This window comes from Mediterraneibacter agrestimuris (genome assembly GCF_943193195.1).
Taxonomy (GTDB): Bacteria; Bacillota; Clostridia; order Lachnospirales; family Lachnospiraceae; genus Schaedlerella; species Schaedlerella agrestimuris.
This window is the reverse complement of the sequence record NZ_CALPDG010000017.1, coordinates 36,637-53,047: the sequence shown is the minus strand read 5'-3', so window position 1 is coordinate 53,047 and position 16,411 is coordinate 36,637. Positions and strand designations below refer to the sequence as shown.

Here is a 16,411-nt window from a genome sequence, read left to right as displayed (position 1 = left end):
CTTTTTAGCTTAATCCAGATTCCTTCAGTTTAGAATCAGTATTACCAAGATTTCGTTTTACTTCATCATGGTTCGCAAACAAGAATTTTGTCATCTCTTTTTTGAAAAAAGGGAACCGGCAATCGCCGATTCCCTTTTTATTTTTGCTTCGGATTTCACCGAAACTTATTTTTACTCTTCTTCTGCTGCATAAACTGCTATCAGCTTCTTCAGATAATCATATCTTTCTTTAGCTTCATTCTCGTTGATCGCAAACAACTTAGCAGCCTTCTCCGGATTAGCTCTCTTCAATGCATTGTAACGAACTTCTCCATCGAGGAATTCCTGATATCCTTCCAGCTTAGGCTCTTTGCTGTCCAGTGAGAACTTGTTGCCCTCTGCTGCCGGATTGTAACGGAAGTTATTCCAGTATCCACACTCTACTGCTAACTGCTCCTCGGTCTGAGCTTTGCTCATGCCCTTCTTGATACCGTGGTTGATACACGGAGCATAAGCAATGATGAGTGATGGTCCCGGATATGCCTCTGCCTCTGCAATTGCCTTTACAGTCTGGTTGAAGTCAGCGCCCATAGCAATCTGTGCAACGTATACATAACCATAGCTCATTGCGATTCCTGCAAGGTCTTTCTTCTTCGTCTCTTTTCCGCCTGCTGCGAACTGTGCAGTAGCACCTGTCTTTGTAGCCTTGGAGGACTGTCCGCCTGTATTGGAGTAAACTTCTGTATCGAATACCATGATGTTGATATCCTTGCCGCTTGCAAGTACATGGTCAACACCGCCGAATCCGATATCGTAAGCCCATCCGTCACCACCGAAGATCCACTGAGACTTCTTAGCAAGGAAATCTTTGTTCTTCAGAACTTCCAGTCTCTCTGCCATATCACAGTCACAAGCTTCCAGTGCTGCTACCAGTTTATCTGTAGCTGTACCGTTTGTTGCACCGCATGCAAATGTATCAAGGTATTCTAAAGCCGTTGCTTTTACATCTTCTTTCTCTGCAACTTCAGCAATCTTCTCTACATATTTTTTCAGTCTTGCACGAATAGTGTTCTGCGCAAGCAGCATACCGTAACCAAACTCTGCATTATCCTCGAACAGAGAGTTGGACCATGCCGGACCCTGTCCCTTAGCATTTACAGTGTATGGTGTGGACGGTGAAGAGTTACCCCAGATAGAGGAACATCCTGTTGCGTTTGCAATATACATTCTGTCACCGAACAACTGTGTGATCAGTTTTGCGTATGGTGTCTCACCACAGCCTGCACATGCGCCTGAGAACTCAAGCAGTGGCTGTTTGAACTGGCTTCCCTTTACAGTAGCTTCTTTGAACTTAGAAACTACTTCTGGTTTTACCGGAATCTCTGTACCGAAGTCAAAGAACTTCTGGGAGCCTGCATTTGCTTCCATGTTCTCCATAACGAGAGCCTTCTCGCCCTTCTTTCCAGGACATACATTCGCACAAGAACCACATCCTGTACAGTCATATGCGGAAACTGTCATTGTAAACTTCATTCCCGGCATACCTGTCATATCAAGTGTCTGCAGTCCTTCCGGAGCCTTAGCAGCCTCTTCCTCTGTCAGCGCCACCGGGCGGATAACTGCGTGCGGACATACATATGCACAACGGTTACACTGGATACAGTTTTCCGGTTTCCATACCGGAATATCTACTGCGATGCCACGTTTCTCGTATGCAGAAGAACCAGACGGTGTAGAACCATCTACATAATCATTGAATGCAGATACCGGAAGTGTATTACCTTCCTGTGCATTTACCTTAACCTGTACATTTTTAACGAAATCAACAACATCTGCTCTTCCGCCCTTAACTTCCGGTGCGAACAGACCTTCGTCTGCTGCATCCTTCCAGCTCTCCGGAACTGCAACTTCTACAACCTGTTTAGCGCCTGCGTCAATTGCATCGTAGTTCATCTGAACGATCTTATCGCCCTTTCTTCCGTAAGTAGCCTTTGCAGCCTTCTTCATCAGATCGATTGCTTCTTCCTCAGGAATGATCGCAGCCAGTTTGAAGAATGCAGACTGCAGAACCGTATTGATACGTCCGCCAAGTCCGATCTCCTTACCGATCTTGATACCGTCAATTGTGTAGAACTTGATACCATGGTTAGCGATAAATGCTTTTACCTGTCCCGGCAGATGCTTCTCAAGACCTTCCATATCCCATGGACAGTTCAGAAGGAATGTTCCGCCGTCAACCAGTTCCTGAACCATGTTATACTTGTCAACATAAGACGGATTATGGCATGCTACAAAGTTCGCCTGACGGATCAGATATGTTGACTTAATCGGAGATTTACCAAAACGCAGGTGGGACATTGTCACACCACCGGACTTCTTAGAATCATAGTCAAAGTATGCCTGTGCATACATATCTGTGTTGTCACCGATGATCTTAATGGAGTTCTTATTTGCACCGACAGTACCGTCAGCACCAAGTCCCCAGAACTTACAGTTGATTGTTCCTTCCGGAGTTGTAACAAGCGGAGCGCCTACTTCAAGTGACAGATTTGTTACATCATCCACAATACCGATCGTAAACATCTTCTTCTCTGTATTATTGAATACAGCAACGATCTGTGCCGGTGTTGTATCTTTGGAACCAAGTCCGTAACGTCCGGAAAGCACCGGAACTGCATCGAATTTTGTTCCTTTAAGAGCTGCAACAACATCCAGATACAAAGGCTCGCCAAGCGCTCCCGGCTCTTTTGTTCTGTCAAGAACTGTAATCGTCTTAACTGTCTCTGGAATTGCATCGATAAGCGCCTGTGCACAAAACGGTCTGTAAAGACGAACTTTAACAACACCGACTTTCTCGCCCGCTGCCATCATATAATCAACAGTCTCTTCAATTGTCTCACATGCAGATCCCATAGCTATGATCACGCGCTCTGCATCTTCTGCTCCATAGTAATTAAACAGTTTATAATCTGTTCCAATCTTTGCATTTACCTTGTCCATATAATTCTGAACAATTCCCGGAAGAGCATCGTAATATGGGTTACAAGCTTCTCTTGCCTGGAAAAAGATATCCGGATTCTGTGCAGAACCTCTCTGGCACGGATGATTCGGGTTCAATGCATGTGCACGGAATGCATCGATCGCATCCATATTAACCAAATCTTTCAGGTCTTCGTAATCCCATGTCTCAATCTTCTGAATCTCGTGTGATGTTCTGAATCCGTCAAAGAAGTTGATGAACGGAATCTTACCTTCTAATGCTGCACAATGCGCAACTGCTGTCAGGTCCATAACTTCCTGTACACTGGACTCACAGAGCATAGCTGCACCTGTCTGACGGCAGGCATATACATCGGAATGATCTCCGAAAATTGACAGAGCGTGGCTTGCAATTGCACGGGCAGATACGTTGAACACTCCCGGGAGCTGCTCTCCTGCTACTTTATATAAGTTTGGAATCATCAAAAGTAATCCCTGTGATGCTGTAAATGTTGTTGTCAGAGCACCTGCTGATAAAGATCCGTGTACTGCGCCCGCAGCGCCTGCCTCGGACTGCATCTCTGTTACTTCAACAGTTGTTCCGAAGATGTTCTCTCTGCCTTCTGTAGCCCACTCGTCTACATGTTCCGGCATAACAGATGATGGTGTGATTGGGTAAATCGCTGCAACTTCCGTATAAGCATATGACACGTGAGCTGCCGCCTGGTTACCATCCATGGTCTTCATTTTTCTTGCCATTATTTGTTTCCTCCTTATTCTGTACATTGCAAAACTTAGTTTTCCACATGTATTCTAATTATATCTCCTATATTTACAAAAGTCCAGTAAGTACACCTGTTTTTTTGTTTATTTTCACGTACATTTTCACATATATTTCATATGCAATGTCACTATTTACAGTTTTTATACACAGTAAAACGGCATACTTTCGTACGCCGCTTTCTGCTATTCCACCGCCAGTGCTCCTGCAATAGAATTATCTGTCATAAAGGTATCCAGATTATAAAGAAACAACGCTTCTGTGATTCCCTTATTTGCCATCAGTGTTTCTACATTTTCATAGTAATAACGCGGATCGATCATAACAATCTCATTGTAATATGGAATCAGATAAGGAACAAAGCAGTTTGCATAAGAATCCTTGAACACTATCAGTTTTCTCGCTGTATCATTGGTTGTCATAATATCCACCATTGCATGATTGCCGCCAAAAAATACCTGATATTTATCTTTTTCCTTTAGCTTTGATCTATCATAAACTGTCGGACGCTTCTTTCCATTATCAGAATCACTGACCAAATACTGCAATTCTACACCTTCCGGTGCATACACCTGAATCTCATCTTCTGCCTTGTGATATCCGCTTCTGGATGCCAGTGTTCCAGAAAAGGAGGCATCTACCGTATAAGCCTTATAATCTGTTATCGGATTTTCAATACCAAGCTGTTCTGCCGCCGCCTTAAAACTGTACAATGCAGCCTTACTTGTCCAGTGATGATCTGTCTTGTAATACAGACCTTCATTCACATGCTGCTGTAATGTTTTTGTTACATCAATAAAACCAATTTTATCAGATAAATTTTTCTTTAAATTATTCATATCTTTGCCCTGATCCCGCACTGGAGCGCCTTTTGGCAAATAATCTTCCATCACATATACCGCATTCGGTACAATCATTACATTGACCTTCACATTTTCATGCTTCTTGGCAAACAGATTCATCGCATCCAGATTAGTCTTCACATTTTTCTCATCAGGGGAAGCCGGCGCCTGCATCAGGTACTTGTCCGCTCCGAGATACACTCCGTTAAGTTCCCTTTTCCCGAGCAAAAGATCACACTGGACCTTCATTTTAATCCAAAAATCGCGTAAAACAAATTGATCTGAAGTGTAGGACTCTAAACCTGTCATATAGTTTTTGTCCGCCAGACCTTCTTTACTCAACTTCGGCATCTCCGCCAGAATACGGTTCTCCTCCTCGGAAAAACGTACATCCGGTTTGATGATACTTGCGATCGCCAGGAACAGTACCCCTCCTATAAAGGAAAATGCCATAATACGGTACGTTCCTCTGTACGCCCTGCGCTTGCTGCTTCTCTGCTTTCGCACCTTATTTTCCATACTTTACTCACCTTTTCTATGCTGTCATGTAACAGCTCAGCCGCAGGCTGAACTGTTACTCATCAAAATCTGAAATACAAAAATGGGTTATATGTCGCATTGACCAAATATGCTGTAGAAATCACAAATATGACCACATACATTGCAATACAAAATGCCCGTTTGTATACTTCTCTTGCTTTTATCCATTCAGAAAATCTTTTATGAATGACCGGTGTACTTGCCACCGCTGCAAAGGTCCCCAGCAGAAATGTAGATTTCAGATAATACAGCGCTGTTGCATCCGCAAATCCAGCTCCGCCGATCCCCAGCATTGTTCCCATATAAGACGCAGCCCGTCCAAGTGATGGGGAGCAAAACAGTACCCATCCAAACATCACTAGAACCAATGTATAAATATGCTGAACAATAGAAGGAAGCTTTTCCATTGCTTCTTTTAATATATACTTCTCAATGATCAAAATTATGCCATAATAAAGTCCCCAAAAAATAAAATTCCATGCTGCGCCATGCCACAGCCCGGTCAGTCCCCAGACAATCATCAGGTTACGAATTGCCTGCGCCGTACCCCCTCTGTTTCCTCCAAGCGGAATATACACATATTCCTTAAACCAGCTGCTCAGGGAAATGTGCCATCTGCGCCAGAACTCTGTAATACTTTTTGCGGTATACGGATAATCAAAGTTCTTCATAAAATCGAAACCAAGCATTTTACCAAGACCAATCGCCATATCTGAATAACCGCCAAAGTCAAAATAAATCTGCATTGTATAGGCAAAGCATCCGATCCAAGCTGTCAAAACTGAAGTCTGTGATGCCCCCAGCGCCATGACGGACTCATATACACTCCCCATATTGTTTGCAATCAGAACCTTTTTACCAAGCCCCTGCAAGAACCACATTACACCATCACCAAATCTCTCCACAGAAAATATCCGGCGCTGGAGCTGCTTTTCCACATCGGAATAGCGAACGATCGGTCCTGCAATCAACTGAGGAAACATAGACACATACGCCCCGAATGTAACTGGATTGTGTTGTGCTTCTACTTTTCCTTTATATACATCAATTACATAAGACATAGTCTGGAATGTGTAGAACGAAATGCCTATTGGCAGCGCAAGCTGCGTATATGATATATCAAAGGGCAGTATTGCATTTAAATTTTCTAAAAGGAATCCGTAATATTTGTAAAAACCGAGGATCAGCAGGTTGATAACCACAGTCGTAATACAGGCATATTTCGCCTTCTGCATTTCCCCGTTTTCCATTAAATATTCCAATTCAATTCCGCTGACAAAATTGATGGCGATGCTGAATATCATCAAAATGACATAAATTGGTTCACCCCATGCATAAAAAATCAGACTGACGATCAGAAGCACCAGATTCTTCAGCTTAAAAGGCATCAGATAATAGATAAGCAATACAATTGGTAAAAATGCAAATATAAAAAAGATACTACTAAAAATCATAACTGTTTTCCACCTCTTCTATAAGCTCTCTAAAAATGCCTTTTGTGTTTTCCCAGCTTTCTCGCCAACCATATAAAATATATAATTGCCCCTCACTTCTAAAACATGTGCTTTAAGCAACGCAGTCTGTTCCGCTCCATAGCCTTCAAAGCTCTTCATCTGTGTATCCAGTCTTTTCTGAATTGCTTCTTCTACAGATTTTGCCTGTAACTCATCCTTTAACTTCACGATAAAAATTTCATTGACATCCATATTGTCCTTGGGGGCATACAGAACAGCGCCTTCATAATCCTTTGGATTCAATCCATAAAACCGCTTGACCATCCGTTCTTCCGCCGCCGCATCCACATCAACTTCTGCCGCTTTTGCCACTTGAGCCGCCACTGTTTTGATATCCGCACTGCTGCTTTGATCCAGACTGACATCTGCAATAATGAATACAAGCAGCAATACGACCAATACAATTTTTATATAGGAAAAATATTTTTTCACTGTTTCGTCACCCCTACGATCATACTTGCCGCCCAATGCCGGTAAAAATCCTTCTGCAAGTGCAGACCATCCTGCTCATACAAATCCATATATTCATAAGCAACCGTTGAATTATCAATAAATTTATATCCATTTTCCTGTGCCATTTCCTGCAATGCCGCATTATACTCTGGTATTCTGGCATACCCCTCAAAGCTTGCATACCCAGTTCCCGTTGCAGGAAGAATTGAATTGATAAATACAGTTGTCCCCGGCAGTTCCTGATTCAAGTAATCTACTATTTCCTTATAAGCGGCAGCATAATCCGCAGGATTCGTCCACAATCCGCTCTTAATATCATTCAGTCCAAAACATAGAAAAATCTGTTTCGGACTTATAGATTTAATTTTATCTATATCCTCTGGTACATCCGTAATTTTCCTTCCGCTTTCCGCAATCACCTGAGCATCCATCAAAAATTCATAAAACCTGAATCCCACAGCTCTTGAATCGCCCAGAATCATCGCCATGTCAAAGGCTTTCCACACTGCATTCTCGTCGGCTTCAATCTGTGCCATCGTCTGTTGTGCTTTAATGTTGTCAATTTGTTCACTAATAGAAGCAACATCTCTATTTTCCAGACTTGTCAAATAATCAATTCCCTTGCTGATTTTTTCCTTTTCTACATTTTCCCTTTTCCATGCCCGATAACTTATCACAGAAATGACAGTAACAATCAAAAACACTGTCGCTATAATAAAAATTTTTCTATTTTTATCCAGAGAAGACCCTGATTTTTTCATTTGTACACCTCCGGTTATATTCACCCACATCATATCTTACTATAATGATTCGACATTTTCAACGATAATCCGACAAAAAATCCGTAAGAATGTGTGATGACTGTGTGATGATGTAACTGTCCGCACGGCACCTTGCACTGCGCTGCAAGGTGTCCGACCAATGAAGTGATGACAGCGATATATCCAGCCCCTCGCCAAAGGCGACTTAAAATGGGCTGGATACTGTACTGGAGCACCCGTAGGGTGCGAACAGTAACTGATGAAAATACAAAACAGGCAGAAATCGTCTCCCTTTCTATTGGATACAACCCCTGCCCATTTTATATATCATTGAGAAATATTCTGATTGTTTTTTTTACTTACTTTCCTTCTGAAATATACAATTGCTGCAGCCATGCTGACTACTGTCACACCTGCCAGCAGTTGAGATACCGGAATTCCGGCTCCCGGAATAATTAACTGGTCTGTCCGAAGCCCCTCGATCCACACTCTTCCCAGACCGTATCCGAACAAATACAAAAGAAACAGTTCGCCTTCAAATTTTTTGTGCTTACGATACAGCAGCAACAGTACAAATATCCCGCAGCACCAGAGTGACTCATAAAGAAATGTAGGATGCACCTGAATGTAACTGGCACCATCTATGGTCTGCATATGCTCCCTCATCAATTCTGTTACATCACCGGAACGCACCGCATCCAGCGGAAGTCTCATGGCAAACATAGAGTCCGTATATTGCCCGAATGCCTCTCGATTAAAGAAGTTTCCCCATCGTCCAAGCATCTGCCCATTGACCAGAGCCATTGCTATCGTGTCAAAAATCTGCGGCGCTGACAGTTTTTTTACTTTTGCACATACCATCACCGCAATGACTGCTCCGATAACACCGCCGTAAATTGCCAGTCCCCCTGCCCGCAGGTTAAATATCTGGAGCAGATTATCTTTATACATATCCCAGGAAAAAAACACATAATAAACTCTGGCTCCCACAATACCCAGAATCACACCAAAGATTCCCATATCCAGGTAGTCTTCCGGATTCTGTCCGGTGCGTTTTGCCTCAGACATCGCTATCCAAAAACCTATCAGAATGGCGCTGCCGATGATGATACCGTAATATGCGATTGGAATTCCGAACAGGCTGATAGATTTGCCAACGTGATCCAAGGTGATTCCCAGGTTGGGAAAGCTGATATCGTAATGCATGTTTCTACCTCTTTTTTATAATTTCATACTTTACTTCTGTTGTTATTAAATCCGGGTGTATATCTTGTGACGAAGCTGGATGCTTATACGTTAAATCTAAACAAAATAATATCTCCATCCTGTACGATGTATTCTTTTCCTTCCAGACGGACGAGCCCCTTTTCTTTGGCAGCCGCATGAGTTTTGCATGCCATCAGATCATCATAACTTACAATTTCTGCACGGATAAATCCGCGTTCAAAATCAGAATGAATCTTACCAGCTGCCTGCGGTGCTTTTGTGCCTCGCTTAATCGTCCATGCACGGACTTCCGGTTCTCCGGCAGTCAGATAACTGATCAGTCCGAGCAGATGATAGCTTGCCTTTATCAGTTTCTCCAATCCAGACTCTTCTAATCCCAAATCTTCCAGGAACATCTTCTTTTCATCATCTTCTAATTCTGCAATTTCCTGTTCAATCTGTGCACATACTACGAATACTTCACAGTTTTCTCTTTCCGCATAATCACGTACTGCCTGTACTCCATCATTATTTACTCCATCGTCTGCCAGATCATCCTCAGTTACATTAGCTGCAAAAATCACCGGCTTTGCAGTCAGAAGATTATAATCTGCCATCCATGCCTGTTCGTCTTCATCTTCTGTTGTAAAGCTCTTTGCAAGCTGATTTTCTTCCAAATGCGCTTTCAAATGCTTCAGAAGCTCCAGCTCTTTTGCCGCTGTCTTATCATTTCTGGAAAGCTTCGTTGTTTTGGCAATTCTGCGTTCCAGAATCTCCAGATCAGAGAAAATCAATTCCAAATTGATAGTCTCTATATCACGCAGCGGGTCAATGCTTCCATCTACGTGGACAATATTGCTGTCCTCAAAACATCTCACCACATGTACGATTGCATCTACTTCACGGATGTTGGCAAGAAACTGATTTCCAAGTCCCTCTCCTTTAGACGCCCCCTTTACCAGACCTGCAATATCTACAAACTCAATGGCAGCCGGAACAATCTTCTTTGTGTGATACATCTCCCCCAGTACATCCAGACGCTTGTCCGGCACAGTTACAACACCCACATTTGGGTCAATAGTACAAAACGGATAATTGGCTGATTCTGCCCCCGCCTTTGTCAGGGAATTAAACAATGTACTTTTTCCTACATTCGGAAGCCCTACGATACCTAATTTCATAATCTATCTTCCTCCTAATCTCTTGTTTCCATCAATATCACATCTCCAAACGGAAATGTAATCTCAACCTTATCTTCTACAAATTCATTGCTGACACACAGACTGTCATAAGGCTCCAGCATGTGATGACTCAGCGGATATTTAGCTCCTATAATATTAAAATCGCATATAGTTCCTCCCAGAGGAAATAAAGAAAAATATTTCCCGTAGGCCTCTTCCTTTTTCAGTACAATATCCCCGTCAATCAGGCGAATCCTATTGTAACTGTCCAAAATGACCGCTTCAGCGCCTGATTCTTTCGCAATCTTTAAGCACTGAATGTTCGCCCACAGATGATCTGCCCTCGCTCCTGTCGCACCTAAGATCCAGATATTCTTTCTCCGCAGATCCAGACAAAGACGAATTGCATTTTCCGTATCCGACGCATCTTTCACCGAATTGAATTCTCGAATAGGAATATTGCTACTCTCTTTATAATACTTTACAACATCCTCAGGAGCGCTGTCAAAGTCCCCAACAATATAATCCGGTGCAATCCCATGTTTATACAGAAACAGAAGCCCCTTGTCCACACCGATAATATATTCCGTCTCTTCACTTTGCACAATGGGAAGTGCAAACTCTTCCTCCAGCATTCCGCCGCTGACAATTACCGTACGTTTACTCATATTCTTTCAAAATCCTCATAAATTCAGAAACATTTGCCCCGATGTCACCCCGAAATATGGCTGAACCTGCCACCATAACGTTAGCGCCTGCCTTTGCCACTTCCCCCACATTGTCAGACTTGATACCGCCGTCCACTTCAATATCCGCCGTAATCCCTTTCTCATTTAACATTTCCCGCAGAGTCCGGATCTTATCAAATGACTCTGGAATAAATCCCTGTCCTCCCTGTCCTGGCTCTACAGACATGATCAGAAACATCTCTGCCTGATTCAAAAATGGTTTCAGTACATCCACCGGAGTACCCGGCTTAATAGTAAGCCCTGCTTTAATTCCACAGGCATGAATTTTGTCAATGACAGCCTGTACATCTTTGCATGCCTCATAATGAACAGTTAAAATATCTGCACCTGCTTTAGCAAAGCTTTCGACATAACGAATCGGCTCTTCAATCATCAGATGCACATCCAGTACCATCCCTGTACTCCCTTTGATAGATTCCAGAACCGGTATTCCAAAGGAAATGTTCTGAACAAACATACCGTCCATGACATCAAAATGAAGATACTCTGCACCACTCTTTTCACAGAGTCCCATTTGCTCACCTAATTTTTTAAAATCTGCCGACAAAATTGACGGCGCCAAAATCTGTTTCATTTCAATACCTCTTTTTCTCCAGTAATTCCCTATACATTTCCAAATAGTTTTCATATCTGATTTTGTGTATAATCCCCTGTTCCACGGCTTCTTTTACTGCACAGCCCGGTTCATGCACATGATCACAGCCGTGAAATCTACACTGATCCCCATAAGGCGCAAACTCCCTGAAATAATATTTTAACTCCTCTTTTTCAAAATCATTGACATAGAGAGAACTGAATCCCGGTGTATCCATAATATAAGAATCTTCATCTATGGTAAGCAGCTCGGAATGTCTCGTCGTGTGTTTTCCCCTTGCAATCTTCTTGCTGATACTGCCTGTCTCCATCTCAATCCTTGATTGCAGCAAATTGATCAGCGAGGACTTTCCGACTCCTGACGGTCCGGCGACCGCAGTTGTCTTTCCCTTTAAAAGTGACTTTACCTGCTCTATATTTTCCTGCTCCCGGGCACTTGTAAAAATAATGGGATATCCGCATGATTCATAAATCCGCTTAAGTTCTGCAATATTCCAATCCTCTGCAATATCTTTCTTATTAAAACAAAGAACAGTCGGAATCTCTTTGTACTGCATCATGATTAGAAATCTGTCTAACAAATTAAAATGAGGCTTTGGCTCCGTCACTGCAAAGACGACCAGTGCCTGGTCAATATTCGTTACCGCCGGGCGTATCAGTTCATTTCTGCGAGGTAATATTTTTGTAATATTGCCTGTTTTTTCTGTTCCATCGAGAACTTCAATCTCTACATCATCTCCAACAAGAGGTTTTAACTTCTCTTTGCGAAAAAGACCTCTTGCCTTACACTCATAAAGACCGGATTCTACTACATGAACGTAGTAGAATCCGGCAATCCCTTTTATAATCTTTCCCTGCATACTATACTTTCTATCTGCTTTTTCATACTTAATCTACTATCACACCGTCTCCGATATTTGCATCGTCGTTATCCCATCCACCATTGTCCAAGTCAGGATCTGGAATAACCGTACTCGGATCCTTCCCGAGACTGACTACATAACCAACCTCAGTTCCCTCTTCTACAGCCCCTGTGACAGTCTGGGAAATCACATATCCATACTCGATTGAAGAATCGTATCTGTATTCAATCGCGCTTCCTGTCAGTCCCGCATCTAACAATGCCTGATATGCCGCATCTTCTCGTTTCCCAATCAGATTCGGAACATTAATCATCTTTTTCTCCGGTCCTTTGCTGATCACATAATCAATTGTTGCTCCCTTTTCCAACTTGCTTCCGGCTTCTTTCTTCTGGGAAATGATAATGCCGGCTTCATACTCATCGCTATACTCCTCACTTACATTTCCAAGTCCAAGTCCAAGTTCCGCCAGTTCTGCCGATGCCTCATCTACTGTCTTTCCGGTCAGATCTGGTACTTCCACCTTTTCTCTGCCCTTGCTGACATACATCTTGACAGTCACTCCTTCTTTAACTTCAACCCCCGGTCCCGGATCTGTAGTAATAACCTTCCCTGATACAACAGTATCATCATATTGTGCTTCATTTTCTACAACAAAACCTGATTTTTCCAGTACTTTTTGTGCGTCTGACTCAGATTTCCCTGTTACATCCGGCACAGATACTGTCTTAATCTCTTCTCCAAGACTGACAACAAGCTGAACCTCTGTATGTTTCGCAACCTTCTCTCCGGCTTCTGTCTTCTGCTCCATCACCACATCTTTCTCATAAGTATCCGAAGTGTTCTGCGCCACAACGTTATAACCAAGGTTTCTCTTATTAAGTGCATCAACTGCATCATCAATATTCATGCCGACCACATCGGGCACGGTAACTTTTGCTGTTGTCTCTTTATTCTGTACTACTCCCGGAACAGATTTGAAAATACCCGCTGCCTTACCGATCATAAACAGTGCCGCAAGAACGATAACAACTGCTGCCACGATCAAAAGAATCTTCATAATCTTCTTTGTATTCGGGTCTACATTGTTCTTCTTACCATCATAATGATTCCGTCTGTCATACTCCTCATCATCGTAGTCATCACTATCGTAATCATCATTGTCATAATCATCATCGTAATCATCATAGTCATCATAATCGTCATCGTAATCATCATTCTGCTGATATCGTTGATTCTGTAACTGCCGCAGCTCCTCATCAGACATCACAACCGTCGCTGTATTGCCCGTATTTCTGCTATTCACAAAATCTCCGTCCGGATTTACAAGAGAACGTTTCAAATCATCAATCAATTCCTGACAATTCTGATATCTGCGTGCCGTACTCTTCTGGGTACATTTCATAATGATACTCTCCAGACTATACGGAATATCCGGTACTTCTTCAGCCGGAGATACCATTTCTTCCTGCAAATGCTTCAATGCAACAGACACTGTAGAATCGCCGTCGAATGGAACATGCCCCGTAATCATCTCATACATTGTGATACCGGCAGAATAGATATCACTCTTCTCATCAACCACTCCGCCTCTTGCCTGTTCCGGAGACGTATAGTGTACAGACCCCATCACATTTGTACTGATAGTATTGGTAGAAGTTGTAGCTCTGGCAATGCCGAAGTCCGTTACCTTTACCTTACCTGCCGTAGAAATAATAATATTCTGTGGTTTAATATCTCTATGAATAATATGCTGATTGTGAGCAGCCTGAATTCCAGTCACCATCTGAATAGAAATACTAATGGTCTCTTTCGCAGAAAGCTGTCCTTTCTTTTCAATATAGTCTTTCAGACTGATGCCTTCCACAAGCTCCATAACCATATAATACAGACCACGGTCCTGACCTACATCATAAACATTCACTACATTCGGATGCATCAGTCCTGCCGCTGCCTGTGCTTCACTGACAAACTTCTGGATAAATACTTCATCAGAACGGTAATCGCTCTTTAATACCTTAACTGCCACATACCGATTCAGCTTATGATCCTTACTCTTATACACATCCGCCATTCCTCCGGAACCAATCCTTTCCAGAATCTCATAGCGCTTACCTAAAAATATCCCTTCTTTTAACATATACTCACCTCATCGTGAAACGGCTCGGTCAGTACAATTCCGATATTATCCGTTCCTCCGTTCTCCTTTGCCGCTTCTACAAGCGATGTACCTGCCTCAACAATGTCTCGTCCCCCTTGAACGATATGGAAAAGATCATCATCTTCTACCATATTGCTGAGTCCGTCCGTGCACATCAAAATAATGTCCCCATGCTTCAGACGATGCTCATAAAAATCAACATCTACCTCTGCTTTTGCCCCGATTGCCCGGGTAATAATATTCTTGTCCGGATGGCTCTTTGCCTCTTCCGGCTTAATACCGCCGAGACGTACCATCTCCTCTACCAGCGAATGGTCCTTCGTTAACTGGGCAATGCCCTGATTGATCAAATACAGACGGCTGTCTCCCACATTGGCAAAATACATCATCTGGTTGACGATAGTTGCCGCAACAACCGTTGTTCCCATTCCTTTCAGGTGTGAATCCTCGGAAGCCCGTTTGATAACCTCCCTGTTTGCTGTCTTAATTGCAGAAACGAGTGCCTTCTCGATATCTTCCTCGCTGCTCTGCTTCAGCTCACGCCGGAGAATCTCTACTGTATACTTAGAAGCATAATCTCCCGCCTGATGCCCCCCCATTCCGTCTGCGACAACAAACAGATTCGGAAGCGGTCCCAGTGGATTATCTGTCGTATAGACATAGTCCTGATTTACTTGTCTTACCACACCAACGTCTGTTATGGAAAATGTCTTCATATTGTACTCCTTCCCTGGTAACTTCTTCTGAGCTGACCACAGGCCCCACCGATATCCGAGCCCATTTCTCTTCTTATAGTAACATTAATCCCACATTTTTCAAGTTTATTTTTGAAATTCAGTGCATTTTCCCTGTTTGGACGCACAAAATCACGTTCTTTTATAGGATTTACCGGAATCAGGTTTAAATGACAGTTCCGGGGCTTTAAAATCTCAATCAGTTCCTTTGCATCCTCGTCTGTATCATTGACCCCATGCACCATGCTGTACTCAAAAGTAATCCGCCGCCCGGTCTTTTCAAAATAATTATCGCAGGCATCCAGCACTTCTTCCAGGTTATATTTATTTGCCACAGGCATCAACATCTTCCGCTTTTCCTGATTAGAACCATGAAGAGACAATGCCAGTGTAATCTGCAGATGTTCTTTCGCCAGACTATACATCTGCGGAACAATTCCGCAAGTAGATACCGTGATATTCCGCTGGCTGATATGAAGCCCATGCTCATCCGTCAGAATACGGATAAAATTCAGAAGATTATCATAATTGTCCAACGGCTCTCCGGTTCCCATAACAACCACATTAGATACTCTTTCTCCGATGATTTTCTGAATCTGATAAATCTGCCCCAGCATTTCTGAAGCAGAAAGATTACGCTCCAGCCCACCAATTGCAGAAGCACAGAAACGGCAGCCCATCCGGCAGCCCACCTGTGATGAGATACACACTGAATTGCCATGCTTATACCGCATCAATACGCTTTCCACTACATTTCCATCGTATAAGCAAAACAGAAACTTATTCGTTCCATCCAATTTGGACTCCTGACGTGCTGTCATCTCCACCGGAAGAATTTCATATTCTTCTTCCAATTGATTTCTGAAATTCTTGGAAAGATTGGTCATCTCTGCAAAACTGTCTGCCAGTTTCTGATGGAGCCACTCGTACACCTGCTTTGCACGAAAGGATTTCTCTCCAAGCAATTGAATTTCCTTCTGTAATTCCTCATATGTATATGCACGAATATCCTTTTTCATAACTACCTGTCCTGTTGATCTTTCTTTCATTAATTACTGCTGTTTTGTGTGTTTTAGG

The 16,411-nt window shown here is 42.8% G+C and carries 13 protein-coding genes; all 13 read right to left on the bottom strand.

Annotated features, from left to right (window positions below; genetic code table 11):
• Positions 1 to 171 precede the first annotated feature (171 nt).
• Positions 172 to 3,717, bottom strand: coding sequence for a pyruvate:ferredoxin (flavodoxin) oxidoreductase (nifJ, locus tag NFS18_RS10025; RefSeq protein ID WP_251389907.1), 3,546 nt, complete (start codon positions 3,715 to 3,717; stop codon positions 172 to 174).
• Positions 3,718 to 3,924: 207 nt separating this feature from the next.
• A complete protein-coding gene (locus tag NFS18_RS10020) occupies positions 3,925 to 5,100 on the bottom strand; it encodes a DHHW family protein (protein WP_251389906.1) in 1,176 nt (391 codons plus the stop codon).
• 62 nt (positions 5,101 to 5,162) lie between these two features.
• Complete coding sequence (locus NFS18_RS10015) at positions 5,163 to 6,575, bottom strand: MBOAT family O-acyltransferase (protein ID WP_251389905.1); 1,413 nt, start codon at positions 6,573 to 6,575, stop codon at positions 5,163 to 5,165.
• An 18-nt stretch (positions 6,576 to 6,593) separates the two neighbouring features.
• Positions 6,594 to 7,067 carry a DUF4358 domain-containing protein gene (locus NFS18_RS10010; RefSeq protein WP_251389904.1) on the bottom strand — a complete coding sequence of 158 codons (474 nt, stop codon included), beginning with the start codon at positions 7,065 to 7,067 and terminating at the stop codon, positions 6,594 to 6,596.
• A complete protein-coding gene (locus NFS18_RS10005; RefSeq protein ID WP_251389903.1) occupies positions 7,064 to 7,849 on the bottom strand; it encodes an SGNH/GDSL hydrolase family protein in 786 nt (261 codons plus the stop codon). The genes NFS18_RS10010 and NFS18_RS10005 overlap by 4 nt, the downstream gene beginning before the upstream one ends.
• A 327-nt stretch (positions 7,850 to 8,176) precedes the next feature.
• Positions 8,177 to 9,055: a prolipoprotein diacylglyceryl transferase gene (gene lgt / locus NFS18_RS10000; protein ID WP_251389902.1), complete on the bottom strand. Its 879-nt coding sequence runs from the start codon at positions 9,053 to 9,055 to the stop codon at positions 8,177 to 8,179.
• A gap of 83 nt (positions 9,056 to 9,138) precedes the next feature.
• The gene (gene ychF / locus NFS18_RS09995; RefSeq protein ID WP_251389901.1) at positions 9,139 to 10,236 is read right to left on the bottom strand and encodes a redox-regulated ATPase YchF; all 1,098 of its coding nucleotides are present in this window, start codon (positions 10,234 to 10,236) and stop codon (positions 9,139 to 9,141) included.
• A gap of 14 nt (positions 10,237 to 10,250) precedes the next feature.
• A complete protein-coding gene (locus tag NFS18_RS09990; protein ID WP_251389900.1) occupies positions 10,251 to 10,904 on the bottom strand; it encodes a thiamine diphosphokinase in 654 nt (217 codons plus the stop codon).
• Positions 10,897 to 11,559 carry a ribulose-phosphate 3-epimerase gene (rpe, locus tag NFS18_RS09985; protein ID WP_251389899.1) on the bottom strand — a complete coding sequence of 221 codons (663 nt, stop codon included), beginning with the start codon at positions 11,557 to 11,559 and terminating at the stop codon, positions 10,897 to 10,899. The genes NFS18_RS09990 and rpe overlap by 8 nt, the downstream gene beginning before the upstream one ends.
• 1 nt (position 11,560) lies before the next feature.
• On the bottom strand, positions 11,561 to 12,439 hold the full coding sequence (gene rsgA, locus NFS18_RS09980; RefSeq protein ID WP_251389898.1) for a ribosome small subunit-dependent GTPase A: 879 nt from the start codon (positions 12,437 to 12,439) through the stop codon (positions 11,561 to 11,563).
• 28 nt (positions 12,440 to 12,467) lie between these two features.
• Positions 12,468 to 14,579: a Stk1 family PASTA domain-containing Ser/Thr kinase gene (gene pknB / locus NFS18_RS09975; RefSeq protein WP_251389897.1), complete on the bottom strand. Its 2,112-nt coding sequence runs from the start codon at positions 14,577 to 14,579 to the stop codon at positions 12,468 to 12,470.
• Entirely contained in the window at positions 14,573 to 15,316 is a 744-nt protein-coding gene (locus NFS18_RS09970) for a Stp1/IreP family PP2C-type Ser/Thr phosphatase (RefSeq protein ID WP_251389896.1), read from the bottom strand. The genes pknB and NFS18_RS09970 overlap by 7 nt, the downstream gene beginning before the upstream one ends.
• Positions 15,313 to 16,353, bottom strand: a complete 1,041-nt coding sequence (gene rlmN / locus NFS18_RS09965) for a 23S rRNA (adenine(2503)-C(2))-methyltransferase RlmN (RefSeq protein WP_251389927.1) — start codon at positions 16,351 to 16,353, stop codon at positions 15,313 to 15,315. Before rlmN ends, NFS18_RS09970 begins: the two co-directional genes overlap by 4 nt.
• Positions 16,354 to 16,411: the final 58 nt, after the last annotated feature.

Excerpts from the sequence above, each read along its gene's own strand:
- rlmN (WP_251389927.1), bottom strand. The coding sequence starts at position 16,353 with ATGAAAAAGGATATTCGTGCATATACATATGAGGAATTACAGAAGGAA.
- lgt (WP_251389902.1), bottom strand. The coding sequence starts at position 9,055 with ATGCATTACGATATCAGCTTTCCCAACCTGGGAATCACCTTGGATCAC.
- NFS18_RS10005 (WP_251389903.1), bottom strand. The coding sequence starts at position 7,849 with ATGAAAAAATCAGGGTCTTCTCTGGATAAAAATAGAAAAATTTTTATT.
- rsgA (WP_251389898.1), bottom strand. The coding sequence starts at position 12,439 with ATGCAGGGAAAGATTATAAAAGGGATTGCCGGATTCTACTACGTTCAT.
- ychF (WP_251389901.1), bottom strand. The coding sequence starts at position 10,236 with ATGAAATTAGGTATCGTAGGGCTTCCGAATGTAGGAAAAAGTACATTG.
- rpe (WP_251389899.1), bottom strand. The coding sequence starts at position 11,559 with ATGAAACAGATTTTGGCGCCGTCAATTTTGTCGGCAGATTTTAAAAAA.
- NFS18_RS10020 (WP_251389906.1), bottom strand. The coding sequence starts at position 5,100 with ATGGAAAATAAGGTGCGAAAGCAGAGAAGCAGCAAGCGCAGGGCGTAC.
- NFS18_RS09990 (WP_251389900.1), bottom strand. The coding sequence starts at position 10,904 with ATGAGTAAACGTACGGTAATTGTCAGCGGCGGAATGCTGGAGGAAGAG.
- NFS18_RS10015 (WP_251389905.1), bottom strand. The coding sequence starts at position 6,575 with ATGATTTTTAGTAGTATCTTTTTTATATTTGCATTTTTACCAATTGTA.
- nifJ (WP_251389907.1), bottom strand. The coding sequence starts at position 3,717 with ATGGCAAGAAAAATGAAGACCATGGATGGTAACCAGGCGGCAGCTCAC.
- NFS18_RS09970 (WP_251389896.1), bottom strand. The coding sequence starts at position 15,316 with ATGAAGACATTTTCCATAACAGACGTTGGTGTGGTAAGACAAGTAAAT.
- pknB (WP_251389897.1), bottom strand. The coding sequence starts at position 14,579 with ATGTTAAAAGAAGGGATATTTTTAGGTAAGCGCTATGAGATTCTGGAA.